General features: G+C 67.6%; 13 protein-coding genes. 9 read left to right on the top strand and 4 right to left on the bottom strand.

Annotation, left to right across the window (positions count from 1 at the left end):
* Positions 1-3 precede the first annotated feature (3 nt).
* Positions 4-585 (top strand): cytochrome b/b6 domain-containing protein, encoded by a 582-nt coding sequence (locus RBB34_RS07740; RefSeq protein WP_306118626.1) that lies wholly within the window; start codon positions 4-6, stop codon positions 583-585.
* 22 nt (positions 586-607) lie between these two features.
* Here RBB34_RS07740 and RBB34_RS07735 read toward each other — a convergent pair whose 3' ends face one another.
* From RBB34_RS07735 to RBB34_RS07725, 3 genes are read right to left on the bottom strand one after another with little or no spacing between them, the layout of a single operon-like run.
* Positions 608-883 carry a helix-turn-helix transcriptional regulator gene (locus RBB34_RS07735; RefSeq protein ID WP_306118625.1) on the bottom strand — a complete coding sequence of 92 codons (276 nt, stop codon included), beginning with the start codon at positions 881-883 and terminating at the stop codon, positions 608-610.
* The gene (locus RBB34_RS07730) at positions 880-1,200 is read right to left on the bottom strand and encodes a type II toxin-antitoxin system RelE/ParE family toxin (protein WP_306118624.1); all 321 of its coding nucleotides are present in this window, start codon (positions 1,198-1,200) and stop codon (positions 880-882) included. The genes RBB34_RS07735 and RBB34_RS07730 overlap by 4 nt, the downstream gene beginning before the upstream one ends.
* A 51-nt stretch (positions 1,201-1,251) precedes the next feature.
* Positions 1,252-5,172, bottom strand: coding sequence for a hydantoinase B/oxoprolinase family protein (locus tag RBB34_RS07725; RefSeq protein WP_306118715.1), 3,921 nt, complete (start codon positions 5,170-5,172; stop codon positions 1,252-1,254).
* A gap of 197 nt (positions 5,173-5,369) precedes the next feature.
* Between RBB34_RS07725 and RBB34_RS07720 the strand changes: the two genes are divergently transcribed.
* The 6 genes from RBB34_RS07720 (at position 5,370) to RBB34_RS07695 (ending at position 9,752) form a co-directional block, all read left to right on the top strand.
* A complete protein-coding gene (locus RBB34_RS07720) occupies positions 5,370-6,212 on the top strand; it encodes a hypothetical protein (protein ID WP_306118623.1) in 843 nt (280 codons plus the stop codon).
* A gap of 144 nt (positions 6,213-6,356) precedes the next feature.
* Entirely contained in the window at positions 6,357-7,067 is a 711-nt protein-coding gene (locus RBB34_RS07715; RefSeq protein ID WP_306118622.1) for a DnaJ family molecular chaperone, read from the top strand.
* Entirely contained in the window at positions 7,064-7,843 is a 780-nt protein-coding gene (locus tag RBB34_RS07710; protein WP_306118621.1) for an N-acetylmuramoyl-L-alanine amidase, read from the top strand. Before RBB34_RS07715 ends, RBB34_RS07710 begins: the two co-directional genes overlap by 4 nt.
* Positions 7,844-7,965: 122 nt before the next feature.
* Positions 7,966-8,505 carry a lytic transglycosylase domain-containing protein gene (locus RBB34_RS07705; protein ID WP_306118620.1) on the top strand — a complete coding sequence of 180 codons (540 nt, stop codon included), beginning with the start codon at positions 7,966-7,968 and terminating at the stop codon, positions 8,503-8,505.
* A 145-nt stretch (positions 8,506-8,650) separates the two neighbouring features.
* Entirely contained in the window at positions 8,651-8,965 is a 315-nt protein-coding gene (locus RBB34_RS07700) for a hypothetical protein (RefSeq protein ID WP_306118714.1), read from the top strand.
* A 97-nt stretch (positions 8,966-9,062) separates the two neighbouring features.
* A complete protein-coding gene (locus RBB34_RS07695) occupies positions 9,063-9,752 on the top strand; it encodes a response regulator transcription factor (protein WP_306118619.1) in 690 nt (229 codons plus the stop codon).
* A gap of 78 nt (positions 9,753-9,830) precedes the next feature.
* Here the strand turns inward: RBB34_RS07695 and RBB34_RS07690 are convergent, their stop codons facing one another.
* A complete protein-coding gene (locus tag RBB34_RS07690) occupies positions 9,831-13,337 on the bottom strand; it encodes a PAS domain-containing hybrid sensor histidine kinase/response regulator (RefSeq protein WP_306118618.1) in 3,507 nt (1,168 codons plus the stop codon).
* 130 nt (positions 13,338-13,467) lie between these two features.
* On the opposite strand from RBB34_RS07690, the gene RBB34_RS07685 reads away from it, so the two are divergent.
* Entirely contained in the window at positions 13,468-13,902 is a 435-nt protein-coding gene (locus RBB34_RS07685; protein WP_306118617.1) for a hypothetical protein, read from the top strand.
* 44 nt (positions 13,903-13,946) lie between these two features.
* Positions 13,947-16,226, top strand: coding sequence for a DNA topoisomerase IV subunit A (gene parC, locus RBB34_RS07680; protein WP_306118616.1), 2,280 nt, complete (start codon positions 13,947-13,949; stop codon positions 16,224-16,226).
* Positions 16,227-16,251: the final 25 nt, after the last annotated feature.

The following is a 16,251-nucleotide window of genomic DNA, read 5'->3' as shown; positions in this document are numbered from 1 at the left end:
GCCATGCTTCCACAAGGCCAACCCGACCGCTATCACCCCGCGCTCGTCACGCTGCACTGGCTGCTGGCGCTGATGCTCGGCGTCGCCCTTGTCGCCGGTGGCGTGCTGCTGGAAAACACGCCCAACACCGATCCCGACAAGATCTTCATGCTGCGCGCGCACATGTCGATCGGCGTGCTGATCCTGCTGCTCATGCTGGTGCGGCTGGTCGTGCGCACCCGTACCGCCAGACCCTCGCACGCCGTCACGGGCAATGCACTGCTCGACAGGCTCAGCGTGGTCACCCACTGGTCGCTCTATGCGGTGGCGATCGCCATGGCCGCCTCCGGCATCGCCCTGTCGCTCGCCGCCGGGCTCGGCCCGATCGTGTTCGGCGGCTCCGGCGACCCGCTGCCGGCCGACTTCTGGGAGTACACGCCGCGCTATGCGCACGCGGTCTTCGCCTATTTGCTGATGGCGCTGATCGCTTTGCACGTGGCGGCGTTCGCCTGGCACCAATGGGTCAAGAGGGACGGGCTGTTCGGCCGCATCTGGTTCGGGCGGCGCAACTCTGCCAAGCATATGTCCCGCAACAAGGTGGCGTGACAAGAATGCCGGCCCGACGGTCTCAGGGTGCAATCTCCAGCGTGATCGTCTGGCCGGTCGCCCTGGCATAATCCCGGATCGACTTGATCGAGGGGTTGGCGCGGCCGCTTTCCAGCCGCGCCACATAGGGCTGGGACTTGCCCATCGCCCGGGCGACGTCTGCCTGGGTCATGCCGGCCGCCTTGCGCGCGGCGATGAACTTGCGCATCATCTCGAATTCGGGCTGCAGTCGGTCGATCTCCGCCTTGACTGCGGGATCGGCAAGCAGTTCCTTCCGGAATTCCTTGAAATCGATCATTGTTTCGCTCTCCAACGTCTGCGCGCCTTGTCTATTTCCTTGCGCGGCGTCTTCTGGCTCGTCTTCTTGAAAGCAGACAGTACAATCAAGTTCTCGGGCAAAACCGTGAAATAGAATACACGGCCGATCCCGCTCCGTGCCTTCAGTCGCAATTCCCAAATATTCCCTTCTATGTGCTTCACATAGTGGTAGGGCAAGGCCTCCAGACCCGATTCTTCGATAAGGCGCGCTGTAACGTCGAAGCGAGCCTGCAAATCATTGGGCAGCTTGCGGATGTCTCGCGCCGCATCATCGTCAATTCGAATGGTCCAAGCCATCGTACGTCGTCAATATAACACATAAGTTATGCGGCGCAAGGGCTCGCACGATCATGCCGCCCCAAAACCCCCCGGTGTCGGCGTCGTCACGATCACCGCTTCGCCCGCCTTCACCGAGGTCTGGTCGGCGTGGCGCAGCTCTTCGAGCGTGCCGTCGAGGCGCCTGATCTCGGTCCTGCCGCGCTGCCCGTCGCCGCCGCCGTTCAGCCCCCTGGGCGGCCGCCCGCGGTGCGATGACAGGATCGCGCACTCCATGTCCTCGACAAAGCGCAGCACGCGCCGCGTGCCGTCGCCGCCCCGAAAGGCGCCGTCGCCGCCCGAACCCGGCCGGATCGAGAACGCCTCGACGACCACCGGATAGCGCATCTCGACGATCTCGGGGTCCGTCATGCGCGTGTTGGTCATATGCGTGTGCACGCCAGAGGCGCCGGCGAACGGCCGGCCATCGTTCGTCACGCCCGCCGGTGCGCCCGAGCAGATCGTCTCGTAGTTCTGATGGCGGTCGTTGCCATAGGTCAGATTGTTCATCGTCCCTTGCGCGTTGGCGAGCGCGCCGAGCGCTTCGAGCAGACAGTTGGTGACGTGCTGGCTGGTCTCGGTGTTGCCGGCGACGACGGCCGCCGGATAGGCCGGCTTGAGCATGCATCCATCGGGAATGACGATGTCGATCGGCTTCAGGCAGCCCGCATTCATCGGGATCGGCGCCTCGACCATCAGCCGGAACACGTAGAGCACGGCGGCGCGGGCCACCGGTTCGGGCGCGTTGAAATTGTTGTTCTGGACCGGAGACGTGCCGGTGAAGTCGACCCGCGCCGTGCGAGCGGTGCGGTCGACCGAGATTGTCACCTTGATCTGCTGGCTGGTATCGGTGGGGTAAGTCGCCTCGCAATCGCTCAGCCGGTCGATCACGCGGCGCACGCTCTCCTCGGCATTGTCCTGCACGTGGCGCATATAGGCCTCGACCACCGGCAGGGTGAAATGGCCGACGATTCTGCGCAGTTCGGCGACGCCCTTTTCGTTCGCCGCGACCTGGGCGACGATATCGGCCAGGTTCTGCCTGGGATTGCGCGCCGGGTAGCGATGACGGGTCATCAGATCGAGAAAGGCGTCCTCGCGCAGCGTGCCCTGGTCGACCAGCTTGAAATTGTCGATCAGCACGCCTTCCTCGTCGACATGGGTGGCGCGCGGCGTGGTCGAGCCCGGCGCCATGCCGCCGACATCGGCGTGATGACCGCGCGAGGCGACGAAGAAGAGGATGCGGGGCGGTGCGGGGCTCCCCCTCTCCCCCCTTGTGGGGGAGATGTCAGCTTTGCTGACAGAGGGGGGTGTGTCCGCGCCGGTGCCTATACCCCCCTCTGTCGCCTGCGGCGACATCTCCCCCGCAAGGGGGGAGAGGGGGGCATCCATGTTGGTGTCGCCACTGATTTCCCCGAACACCGGCGTGACCACCGTGATGTCCGGCAGGTGCGTGCCGCCATTATAGGGCGCGTTGAGCGCGAAGACGTCGCCCGGCTTCATGTCCGGGTTCTGGCGGATGATCGATTCCACCGACCGGTCCATCGAGCCCAGATGCACCGGCATGTGGGGCGCGTTGGCGACCAGCGCGCCGGTCGCGTCGAACACCGCGCAGGAGAAATCGAGCCGCTCCTTGATGTTCACCGACGATGCGGTGTTGGCGAGCGTCACGCCCATCTGCTCGGCGATCGACATGAACAGATTGTTGAACACTTCCAGCATCACCGGATCGGCATCGGTGCTGATCGGGGCGACCTGCTCGCGCGCCGCCGCCCGGCGCAGCATCAGCGTGTCGCGCGGCGTCAGTTCGGCCCGCCAACCGGGCTCGACGACCACCGTCTGGTTGTCCTCGAAGATGATGGCCGGACCGTCGATCCGCGCCCCCGGCGCCAGTTTGGCCCGCAGAAAAAGGCCCGCGCGGCGCCATTGCCCGGCCATGAACACCGCGCGCTCGCCGTCGGGCGCCGATACGTGCGCGCTCGCGGCAAGGTCGGGCGTCGGCGGGGCCTGTTCGCGGCCATCGGTGCCCTCCAGCCCCACCGCCTCGACGACCATGGTCCGCCCCGGCGAGATGAAGCCGAACTGCGCCTTGTGCGCGGCCTCGAACGCCGCCCGCGCCGCCTTGAGATCGGCACCGTCGAAGGGCACTTCGAGCGCCGTGTCGGTGCCCTCGTAGCGGATATGCAGGGACAGGCTTTCGGCGATCGCCGCGCCGGGGACGTCCTGGTCTTCGAGCTCGGCGTGAACCTCGGCGCGCAACCGATTCAGAAGCTTGTCGATTTCCTCGCTCGTCGTGTCCGTCAGCGGGGCGACGAGCGCGTGCTGGCGCGAGGCGAACGTCTTCGACAGCCCGATGCCATAGGCCGACAGCAGCCCCGACAGCGGATGGATCAGCACCGCGTCGATCCCCAGCGCATCGGCGACCAGGCAGGCATGCTGGCCGCCGGCTCCGCCAAAGCAGTTGAGCAGATAGCCCGTCACGTCATGGCCGCGCTGCACGGAAATTTTCTTGATCGCATTGGCCATGTTCTCCACCGCGATCGTCAGGAACCCCTCGGCGATCGCCTCCGGGCTGCGTCCGTCGCCGATGGTCCGGGCAAGGGCGGCGAATTTCTCGCTCACCGCGTCGGCGTCGAGGCGCTGGTCCTGGCCGGGGCCGAAGATTGCGGGGAAATGGTCGGGATCGATCTTGCCGACCATCACATTGGCGTCTGTCACCGTCAGCGGTCCGCCGCGCCGGTAGCAGGCCGGGCCGGGATCGGCGCCTGCGCTTTGCGGGCCGACCTGGTAGCGCCCGTCCTCGTATTTGAGGATCGACCCGCCGCCGGCCGCCACCGTGTGGATGTGCATCATCGGCGCGCGGATGCGCACGCCGGCGACCTCGGTCTCGAATTCGCGCTCATAGCCGCCCGCATAGTGGGTCACGTCCGTCGACGTGCCGCCCATGTCGAAACCGATGGCATGGACAAAGCCCTCCGCGCGCGCCGTCTGCGCCATGCCGACGACCCCGCCGGCGGGGCCGGACAGGATGGCATCCTTGCCCTGGAACTTCTCCGCCGCGGTCAGCCCGCCCGAGGACATCATGAATTGCAGGCGGGTGAGGGCGCCTTCACCCTCCCCCTTGCGGGGAGGGTCGGCCGGTGCGCTTGTCGTGCCGGCCGGGGTGGGGGTGTCATTGGCGGTGCCGCTACCCCCACCCGGCTTCGCTTCGCTACGCTCGCTTTGGCGACCTCCCTTCAAGGGGAAGGTGGAACTCGGCACAATCCCCAGTTCCGCCGCCACCTGCTCGACATAGCGGCGCAGGATCGGCGACAGGTAGGCATCGACCACGGTCGTGTCGCCGCGCCCGACCAGCTTGGCGAGCGGCGAGACCTCGTGGCTCACCGACACCTGGCCGAAACCGGTCCGCCGGGCCAGGTCGGCCGCCGCCCGCTCGTGCTCGGGAAACGCCCAGGCATGCATGAAGGCGATGGCGACCGCATCGATGCCATCCGCCCTGGCCGTTTCCAGCGCCGGGCGCACGCTGTCGGGATCGAAGGCGCGCTCCACCGTGCCGTCGGCGAGCACGCGCTCGGGCACCTCGACGACGCGCTCATGGAGCTGTTCGGGCAGCACGATCTGCTTGGCGAAGATATCCGGCCGCGCCTGATAGGCGATGCGCAGCGCGTCGCCGAAGCCCTTGGTGATCACCAGCAATGTGCGGTCGCCCTTGCGCTCGAGCAGGGCGTTGGTCGCCACCGTCGTGCCCATGCGCACCGTGCCGATCGCCGCCGCCGGCACCGGCTCGCCCTTGCCCGTGCCCAGCATGTCGCGAATGCCCTGCACCGCCGCGTCGCGATAGGCGCCCGGGTTTTCCGACAACAGCTTGTGGGCGGTGAGCGTGCCGTCGGGCGCCCGGCCGATCACGTCGGTGAAGGTGCCGCCCCGGTCGATCCAGAAGTCCCAGCGCTCGGTCATCGCGTTCACTTTGTGTCACAGCCATCAACGGAACGCTCACTCTTGGCCGAATTCGCTTGCCGCAGCAAGACGGCCGCCTTAGGACCCGCGATGCTGCACTGCACAGTCAGCATCCCACGCGCGCAACCAATGCGTTGCCAGCGCGTTCGTCCGATCAGGAAAGGCGCGTAGCGCTGGTCCACACAGGGAACGACAACATGCGAAAACTGCTCATTTCATCGGTCAGCGTGGTCGCGCTTCTGGCGCTGACCGCTTGCGGTCAGGAAGAAGAGGAAGAGCTCGGCACGGCCGAACCCGAGCTTCAGACCGAGGAACTCGGCCAGACGACCGAGGAGGTCGAAGATGCGGTCCAGGAGTCGGCGCCGGCACCGGTCGATGCCGACGAGACCGGCGACACCGCCGCCCAGCCGGCCGGCGGCGAGGAGATGGAACTCATCCCCGATGCCGGCGATCCGGAACTGGCCGACGACGATGTCGAAATCGACGGCCAGGCCGGCGGCGATGACGAGGCTGTCCCGCAGATCGGCGACGGCGAGGAAGCGGCCGGCGACGTCGAAGCCGATGCGGAAACCGAAGGCGCACTGGAACAGCTGCCCGCCGACGATGTCACGCCGGAGCAATCGCTGACTGACGACGCCGGCACCGACGAGACGCAGAACGGAACGGCGACGAGCCCCGCCTCGGAGCCGGCCGACGGCACCGCGACGCCCGATGATGAGGCCGATACCGGCGATCGGACGATGCAGGAAACCGACGATACGACCGGTCAGGCGGCCGATACGGACGCAAACGGCACGGGCGAGGCAGGCGGAACCGCCGATGACATGACCGACCAGGTGCTCCAGGAAGGCGAGGACGCCACCGAGGCGGTCGAGGAAACGGTCGAGGGCCTGCAGACCGAGGCCGAGGATGTCGCAGAGGAGGCGCGCGAAGCCGCCGATGAACTCGAGGGCGCCGTCAGGCGGTTGCGCGAAGCCACCGACGTGCTCGAAAACGGCGGTGAGCAAGCCGGAGAGGGCACCACGACCACCGGCCAGTAAGCGCGCGCGAATGCACGACCGGCCCGGCCCGGCGCCGGGCCGTCCGCATGGGGGCCGGGACATGCGACCGGTCCGCAGCGCGCCGTCGGGCGGACGTGCGGGGCCTGCCCTTACATTTGCCCGACCATTGCACTATCAGGCGGCATGTCGATCTGGGTGCGCATCTCCGATTTCGTGACCGGCCGGGCGGGCAACCCGTTCGGTGCGCTTGTCGAGCAGGTCCGCACGGTCTTTGCCGGCGACCCCGAAACCCGCGCCCGCGTTGCGTTTTCGGTCGCCATGATCGCGCTTTCGGCCAAGATGGCCAAGGCCGATGGCGTCGTCACCGTGGACGAGGTCGACGCGTTCCGAGAGATCTTCGAGATCCCCGACAAGGATGCCGGGCGCGTTGCCGCGCTGTACAATCTGGCCAAGCAGGATGTGGCGGGCTACCACGCCTATGCCTCCCAGCTCGCCAGCCTGTGCGGCTCGGGCCGGCCCGACTGCCCGATCCTGCGCGACATACTGGACGGGCTGTTCCACATCGCCAAGGCCGACGGGCTGATCCACGACAAGGAACTGACCTTCCTGGCCGATGTGGCCGCCATTTTCGGCATCGGCCCGGCCGAGTTCGACCGGCTGAAGGCCCGTCATCTCGACGGCGGCGCGGCCGATCCCTGGCGCATATTGGGCCTGTCTCCCGATACGTCCTATCAGGAAGCGCGCCGGGCCTATCTGGCGCTCGTGCGCGACAATCATCCCGACACCATGGCCGCGCGCGGCGTACCCGAGGAGTTCTTCGGCATCGCCCATGAGCGCATCGCCGCGATCAACGCGGCCTGGGACGCGGTCGCCCCGAGCCTTCGCCGGCAATGACGGGGCAGGGGACCGGGGCGGGTGCCGGCGCCGACTTTTCGCCGGCGCGTCTGCGCCTGTCGCCCAATGCCGGCGCGCGGCGCGCGGGCGCGCGTGCGACCATCCTCGTGCTGCACTATACGGGCATGGCGACGGGTACCGCCGCCGAGGACTGGCTGTGCAGCACGCAAAGCGGGGTCTCCAGCCATTATCTTGTCCATGAGGATGGCGCCGTCGTGCAGATGGTGCCCGAAGCCCGGCGCGCCTGGCATGCCGGTCGGTCCCACTGGCGCGGCACGCAGGACGTCAATTCCGCCTCCATCGGCATCGAGATCGCCAATGGCGGCCATGAGGCCGGCCTGCCCGGCTTTCCCGATACGCAGATCGCGGCGCTGACCGCCCTTTGCCGCGACATCGTCGGTCGCCACGCGATCGCGGCCAATGACGTCGTCGGCCATTCGGACATCGCGCCCGGCCGCAAGCGCGATCCGGGCGAGGCCTTTCCATGGCAAAGGCTCGCCGAGGCGGGCATCGGGCTCTGGGTCGAGCCCGCGCCGGTCGCCGGCGGGCGCTTTTTCAGCCGCGGCGACAGCGGTGAGCCGGTGGCCGCGCTGCAGTCCATGCTTGCCCTTTACGGCTTTGACGCAACGCCCGACGGCGTCTTCGGCCGGACCACCGAGATCCAGCTCGAGGCGTTCCAGCGACGGTTCCGGCCGGCCCGCGTCGACGGTGTCGCCGACATGTCGACGATCGATACGCTCAACCGCCTCCTGCGGCTTTATCCCAGGCTCTCCTGATGGACCGGGCACGGCGCCGGGCCGTGTTTCATTGCGTTGCACAAAGTGAAGTGCTGCGGCGCACATGGGCCATATTCGGTTGATTGGACGCGACGACCCGCAACCCGATCGACAGGGAACTGATGAAAACCAAATTCCGTTTCGCACCGGTGCTGCTGTGCACCATCGCGCTTTCCGCCTGCCAGTCCGCCGATGCCGGCTTGCTATCGGCCTTCGCCGCCGGCCAGGACAACACGACCGCCAGCACCTTCGCGCTCAAGGCCAGCAACCCGCTGTCGGCATCCAAAGACAGGCGGCCCTTCGCCGATCTGATCGCCAAACACGCCAGAAAGAACGGCGTTCCGGTCGACCTGGCCCATGCGGTCGTTTATTCCGAGAGCAGCTATCGCGCCGATGCGCGCGGGGCGGCCGGGGAGATCGGCCTGATGCAGCTCCGCCTGGCGACCGCGCGCGGCATGGGCTATAAGGGATCGGCCAAGGGCCTTTACGATCCCGAGACCAACATCAAATACGGCATGAAATATCTCGGCGGCGCGCACGAACTGGCCGGCGGCTCCACCTGTGGCACCATCCTGCGCTACAATGCCGGCCACGCCGCAAGAAGCATGAACCCGATCTCCCAGCGCTATTGCAACAAGGTCGCCCGCCTGCTGGAGGGCTGAGCGCGTCCGATGCGGATGGCACCGTCATGGCCCGCCCGAGCCCCGGTCTGCACATTGACTGTGCGCCAGAAACGCTAGCTAAAGGCTTGGCGGGCCGTCCGGTCCGTCCGCACGAACGGCCACGGGAGGAACGGGTTTGACCGCGATGCGCTGGATCGTCGCCCTTTTGGGCGCAGGCTTTGCCGCAACGATCGTCTGGGCCGGCCTGAGCGCCGATTTTCTGGCTTCCTTCGGCGCGATCACGGCCGATCCCTGGGGCATCGTCACGCTCGCCGACCTCTATCTGGGATTCGTGCTGATCGCGGTCGTCATCGGCTGGTTCGAGCGCGGCTGGCGGGCGATCCTGTGGATCGTGCCGCTGCCGTTTCTGGGCAATGTCTGGGCGGCGGCGTGGCTTATCGTGCGCTGGCCCGAACTGCGCCGGCGTCTTGTCGAGGGCGGCGGGAACCGGCCGACTTGACCTCGACCGCGTCCATACGTCTTAATGGCCCGATGTCGGTGCGGACCGGCGCGAGACCAGGTTTCGGCGGCCGCGCCTGTCATTCGGGAGGGCAGCCATGACCACGACCATTCTCATCGCCGACGACCATCCGCTGTTTCGCGATGCCATCAAGGCGGCGCTCATGGGCCACATCAATGGCGGCCCGGCGGACACCGAGATGCGCGAAGCCGGCGACTTCACCCAGGCCATGGCGGTCCTTGAAAGCCATGGCGACGTCGATCTGCTGCTGCTCGATCTGGCCATGCCGGGCGCCAGCGGGCTTTCCGCCCTTGTCGCGGTGCGTGCGGCCCACCCGGCCGTTCCGGTCGTGGTCGTTTCGGCGACCGACGATCCGGCCACCGTCCGCCGCGCCCTGGAGCTGGGTGCCTCGGGCTTCATCTCCAAGTCCTCGGACACCGACACGATCCGCTCGAGCGTGCAGGCGGTGCTCGACGGCGAGGTCGCCGTGCCAAGCGGGCTCGATCTGGGCAGCGAGCACGACCCTGAGGTCGCCGACCTGATCGGCCGCATTCGCACGCTGACACCGCAGCAGGCGCGCGTGCTGGGCATGCTCGCCGAGGGCCTGCTCAACAAGCAGATCGCCTATGAGCTGGGCGTCTCGGAGGCGACCATCAAGGCGCATGTCTCGGCGGTCCTGCAAAAGCTCAATGTCGACAGCCGCACCCAGGCGGTCATCCGCCTGTCCAAGATCGGCAGCGAGATGCTGCGCGCCGAAGAGGCCGGGGAGGACGCCGCCCGGGCGTAACCGGGCCTTGCGGCCGGCTTCCCCGCGGCGCCCGCCGGCGATCCTCATGCAGCGATGCGGCGGCCGTCGGTCGCCGGGCTATTCGGCCGCTTCGCGCGGCATCGGCACCTGCGCCAGCAGGGCGCGCAGGGCGGCCGGCTTGAGCGGCTTGTTGAGCAACTGAACGTCCTGTCTTTCGGCCTGGGCGCGCAGCTCCGCCGATCGGTCGGCCGTCACCAGCACCGCGGTGACGGCCTCGCCGTAGCGCGCGCGCATCCGGGCGATGACCTGCATGCCGTCGCCGTCGTCCAGATGGTAGTCGGCAATGATCACGTGCGGCGCGACGCCATTTGCACTGAGCGCGCTCTCGAGTTCCTCGCGCTGCGTGGCACCGATGACCTGCGCGCCCCAGCCCGTCAGAAGCGTGCGCATGCCGGCCAGGATCGGCTCGTCATTGTCGATGCACGCGATCCGCATTCCGGTGAGCAGCGTGCGGGCCTGCCCATGCATTGCCGGGCGCGCGGTCGCGGGCAGAACGCCCGCTTCGACCGTGGGCACCGAGACCTTGAAGCCGGTACCCCGGCCCGGTGTCGATGTCAGCGAGACTTCCACGCTCAGAACGCGCGATATCCGGTCGACGATGGAAAGTCCCAGCCCCAGCCCCGAGGCGATGCGGGCGCCGTCGCTGAGCCGCTGGAACTCCTTGAAGACGTGTTTGGCCTGGTCGGCCGAAATGCCGATGCCGGTGTCGTAGATGCAGATGATCGCGTCCTGCCGGCCGCGCCGCACGCCCACCAGCACGCGCCCCTCATGGGTGTATTTGATCGCGTTGGAGACGAGATTCTGCAACAGCCGCCGCAGCAGGTTGCGGTCGGTCTCCACGATCGCGCCGGTGGGAACGACCTTGAGCGAAAGCCCCTTTTGCTCGGCGATCGGGGCGAAGTCGTTGCGCACCTGCTCGAGCAGTTCACCGAGCGCAAAGCGCCTCGGACTGGGCTTGAGCACGCCCGCGTCGAGCCGCGAGATGTCGAGCACCGCCCCGATGATCTGCTCGACCGAGTCCAGCGCCGAATCGATCTTGCCGGCGATTTCCCGATTGGTCTCGTCGCCCTGGCGCGCCATGCGCTCGACCAGCGAGGAGGTGTAGAGCCGCGCCGCGTTCAGCGGCTGGGAGATGTCGTGTCCGGCGGCGGCCAGGAAGCGGGTCTTGCCGATATTGGCTTCCTCGGCGCGTGTCTGGGCATAGGCGAGTTCCTCGTTCACCTTGGTCAGTTCGGCGGTGCGCGCCCGAACGCGCATCTCCAGGCTCTCCTTGGTGCGCTTGAGCGCCTCGTCCGCCTCCACACGGCCGGTGATGTCGGTATAGGTGACCACGAGCCCGCCATCGGGCATCGGGTTGGAGCGGATCTCGACGATGCGCCCGCTGCGCGCGAGCGGCAATTGCCAGGCGCGGCGAAAGCGGGTGACGTTCTCGACCACGGCCCGCTCGGTGGCGACATCGATCTGGCCCGCCTCGACCAGCGTGCCGGTGATCGACTTCAGCGGCATGCCGAAATTGCCCATTTCCGGCGGCAGGCCGAGCAGCCGGCGGAACTGGCCGTTCCAGTTGGTCAGCCGGTATTCGCTGTTGAACACCGAGATGCCCTGATCCATCTGGTCGAGCGCCTTCTGCAGCAGGTCGCGGTTTTGCTGCAGCGCCTCGGAGGCATCGTCGAGCAGTTGCACGGTCTCGCGCGAGGAGGCGCCGTCCTTTTCGAACAGCAGCGACAGCACCAGCCGCGCCGAAGACGAGCCGATGGCGCTCGCCAGCACTTGCTCGGCATAGCGCACCACGGCGATGTCGGTGGTGTCGGTGCCGACCAGCTTGCGCCCCTCGCGCAGTTCGAACGCCTCGAAGGCCCGTTCCATGCGCGCCACCCCGACATAGCGGGCCAGCGCGGCCTTGAGTTCGTCGATCGTCGTCGTCGTGCGGAAGCGCTTCAGGCCGATCGTCTGCTGCGCCTCGCGCGGAATGAAGGTCACCGACTGGATGCGTTCGAGCGGGGTCGGCATGCGCGATAGCGAGCCGATCACCAGAAGCGCGATATTGACCGCCAGCGACCAGAAAACGCCGTGCACCAGCGGGTCGAACTGGACGCCGAACAGCGCGTTGGGCCGCAGGAAGGCGATGCCGAAGATACCCTCTCGCACGATCGCCGCCTCGGGGCCGGCCATGGCCGGCAGCAGCAGCGTATACGTCCACACGACGAAGCCTGCGAGCATGCCGGCGAACGCGCCGCGCGCATTAGCGCCGCGCCAGACGAGCCCGATCAGGAAGGCCGGCGCGAACTGGGCGATCGCCGCGAACGACAGCAGCCCGATCGAGGCGAGCTGCGTGGTATGGCCGGTCTGCCGGTAATAGGCGAAGGCGGCGAAGATGATCACCGCCATCGCCACGCGCCTGATGTTCAGGATGATCTGCGACCAGTCGCCCGAGGCCGTCCGCGCCGCGCTGCCCGAGCGCCACAGCACCGCCGGGATGACCAGATCGTTGGAGACCATGATGGCGAGCGCCACCGAGGCGACGATCACCATGGCGGTCGCCGCCGACAGCCCGCCGATGAAGATGATCAGCGCCAGCCATTCCTGTCCGGCGGCCAGCGGCAGGGCGAGCAGATACATGTCGGCGGGCACCGTGTCGCCCAGATAAACCAGGCCAGCCACCGCGATCGGCATCACCAGAAGGTTGATGACGATCAGATAGGCCGGAAAGACGAAGGCGGCGCGCTTGAGCTCGACGTCCGAACGGTGCTCGACGACTGTGACGTGGAACTGGCGCGGCAGCATCATGATCGCGCAGGCGCTCAGGAAGGTCATGACCAGCCAGGTGCCGCCCGAACTGCCGCGCGCGATCGCTTCGGCGACGCGCGGATCGGCGTCGAACGCGGCGGCGATCGGTCCCGCTCCGCCAAACAGCACGAACACGATGATGATGCCGCCGGTCAGGAAGACCAGCAGCTTGACCAGCGATTCGACGGCGATGGCGGTGATCAGCCCGTCCTGGTGCTCGGTCGCATCGGCATGGCGGGTTCCGAACAGCGCCGAGAAGGCCAGAAGGCTGATCGCGACGATCAGCGACACGTCGACCGGCAGCGTCGACGGTTGCGGGCCGGCCGGGTCGTACTGGCCGACCATCAGCGTGACCGCATCGCTCACCGCCTTGAGCTGCAGGGCGATGTAGGGAACCGTGCCGACCACCGCGATGCAGGCGGCCAGCGCGGCCACCGGCACGCTCTTGCCGTAGCGCGCCCCCAGAAAGTCGGCGATCGAGGTGATGCGCTCGGATTTCGACAGGTGCACCACGCGCCGGACGAGCCGGTAGCCCAGCGTGAACACCAGGATCGGCCCCAGATAGATGGCGAAGAATTCGAAGCCGCTCGTGGTCGCCAGCCCGACCGAGCCGAAGAACGTCCAGGACGTGCAGTAGACCGCAAGGCTCAGCGCGTAGATCTGCGGGCGCGGCCGGTTGGCGGGCAGGACGCGCGCGCGCCGGTCGCCATAGGCGGCGACCGCAAACAGAGTTGCCAGATATGCGAACGCCGCAAGCGCGACCAGCCAGCCCTGCATGAAGGTCTCCCCGACAAGCGCTCGCATTCAAGCAGAGCGCGCCGGTCTTGTCTAACGGCGCCGCACGGTTGCGCGTCCGGTCGCCGGCACCTATGGGGTGCCCGCATCTGCGACACGCCGGGAGGCCGCCGTGGCCCGCACAGTTCGTGCCCGATCCATCGGTATTGCCGCGCTCGCCGCGCTCTTGCTCGCTGCCATGCCCGGGCGCCTGGCCGGCGCCTTCGCGCCGGTGACCATCGCCACCCTGCCGATCGCCACCGTGGTCGTTTTCGACGGCGGTGCGCTGGTCGTGCTGACCGGGCAGATGGCGGTCCGCATGAACCGCACGGCCGTTTTCGAGATGGCCAGCACCGATGGAGCGATCCGGTGCGCGGGGGCAACCGATCGGTCCGGCTCCGGCCGCGTCGATTGCGCGCCGGCGTTCGATCTGGTCTTCCAGGTGCCGCGCCAGATGCTCGGCCGCTTCAACGGCGCCCATGTCGATGCGCGGCACGGCTACCGCATGGCGACGGGGTGGGGCGAGAGCGCCGATGCCCGCGCCCTGGCCGGCATGCTGGGCCGCTGACCGCGCCGCTTGCCGCGAATCGGCCAACAGGCTAGTCAAGTGCCATGTCGAAGACCGTGATCCCACCGGGCGGCGACGATGGCGCGGGCGGCGGCATCGAGCCGGTCGATCTGAAGTCGGCGCTCGAGGAGCGCTATCTGGCCTATGCGCTGTCGACCATCATGCACCGGGCGCTGCCCGATGCGCGCGACGGCCTCAAGCCGGTGCATCGACGTATCCTCTATGTCATGCGTCTGCTGCGCCTGAACCCGGATGCCGCCTACCGCAAATGCGCCAAGATCGTCGGCGACGTCATGGGGAACTTCCACCCCCATGGCGACCAGGCGATCTATGACGCGCTGGTGCGCCTGGCGCAGGACTTCTCGGTCCGCTATCCGCTCGTCGACGGGCAGGGCAATTTCGGCAATATCGACGGCGACAACGCCGCCGCCTACCGCTACACCGAAGCGCGCATGACCGAGGTCGGCACGCTGCTTCTGGAAGGCATCAGCGAGGACGCGGTCGACTTCCGCCCCAATTACAACGAGGAGGACGAAGAGCCCGTCGTCCTGCCGGGGGCCTTTCCCAACCTTCTGGCCAACGGCTCGGCCGGCATCGCCGTGGGCATGGCGACCAACATCCCGCCGCACAATGCCGCCGAACTGTGCGATGCGGCGCTGCATCTGATCAGGCATCCCAATGCGACGATCGAGAAGCTGGTCGAGTTCGTGCCCGGCCCCGACCTGCCCACCGGCGGCATCATCGTCGAACCGCGCGCCCAGATCGTCGAGGCCTATGCCAGCGGCCGCGGCGGCTTTCGCACGCGGGCGCGCTGGGAGAAGGAGGAGACCGGCCGCGGCGGCTACCGGATCGTGGTCACCCAGATCCCCTATCAGGTGCAGAAGTCCAAGCTGATCGAGAAGATCGCCGAGCTTCTCATCGCCCGCCGGCTGCCGCTTCTGGACGATGTGCGCGACGAGAGCGCCGAGGATATCCGGATCGTGCTCGAGCCGAAATCGCGCGCGGTCGACCCCAATGTGCTGATGGAGTCGCTGTTCAAGCTGACCGACCTCGAGACCCGCGTGCCGCTGAACATGAACGTGCTGTCGGGCGGCATCGTGCCAAGGGTGATGAACCTGCGCGAGGTGCTGCGCGAATGGCTCGACCATCGCCGCGACGTGCTGCTGCGCCGGTCGCGGCACCGGCTCGCCAACATCGAAAAGCGGCTCGAGGTGCTCTCGGGCTTCCTGATCGCCTATCTGAACATCGACGAGGTGATCCGCATCGTCCGCTTCGAGGACGAGCCCAGGAAGGCGCTGATCCGCGCGTTCGATCTGACCGAGGTACAGGCCGACGCGATCCTCAATCTGCGCCTGCGCGCCCTCAACAAGCTTCAGGAAGTCGAGATCCGCAAGGAATTCGACGAACTGACCGCCGAAAAGGACCAGATCGAAACGCTGCTCGCCTCCGAGGACGCGCAGTGGAAGACCGTCGCCTGGGAGGTCGGCAATGTGCGCGACAGGTTCGGCAAGGACACCGCGCTGGGCCGCCGCCGTACCGATTTCGGCGAGGCCGGCGAGATCGATCTCGATGTCGTCCAGCAGGCGATGATCGAAAAGGAGCCGGTGACCGTCGTCGTCTCCGAAAAGGGCTGGCTGCGCGCGCTCAAGGGCCACCTGTCCGACTATTCGAACCTCGCCTTCAAGGAGGGCGATTCGCTGCGGACGGCGTTCCCGGCCTTTACCACCGACAGGATCCTGGTGCTGTCGACGAGCGGCAGGTTCTACACCATCGGCGTCGACCGGCTGCCCGGCGGGCGCGGCCATGGTGAGCCGATCCGGCTGATGGTCGACATGGACAACGATGCCGACATCGTCACCGCCTTCGTGCACAGGCCGGGGCGCAAGCTGCTGGTCGCTTCGGCCGCCGGCAATGGCTTCGTGGTCGCCGAAAGCGAGGTCGCCGCCAATACGCGCAAGGGCAAGCAGGTCGTCAACGTCAAGGCGCCCGACGAGGCGCGGCTGTGCCGGTATGTCGAGGCGGGCGAGGGCCGTGCGGCGCCCGATCATGTCGCCGTCGTCGGCGAGAACCGCAAGCTGCTGGTTTTCCCGCTCGAACAGGTGCCGGAGATGAGCCGCGGCAAGGGCGTGCGCCTGCAGCGCTACAAGGATGGCGGCATTGGCGATGTGAAGGTGTTCGCCCTGGCCGAGGGCCTGTCCTGGCAGGATTCCTCGGGCCGCACCTTCACGCGATCGCGCGGGGAACTGGCCGAATGGATCGGCGTGCGCGCCGGCGCCGGGCGCATGGTGCCCAAGGGCTTCCCCCGCTCGGGACGGTTCGGTTGAGGTAGCAATCCGGGGCTTTGCGGAA

It is taken from the genome of Roseitalea sp. MMSF_3546 (assembly GCF_030732865.1).
GTDB lineage: Bacteria > Pseudomonadota > Alphaproteobacteria > Rhizobiales > Rhizobiaceae > Roseitalea.
The sequence above is the reverse complement of the archived record's forward strand: the minus strand, read 5'-3'. Positions and strand labels throughout refer to the sequence as shown.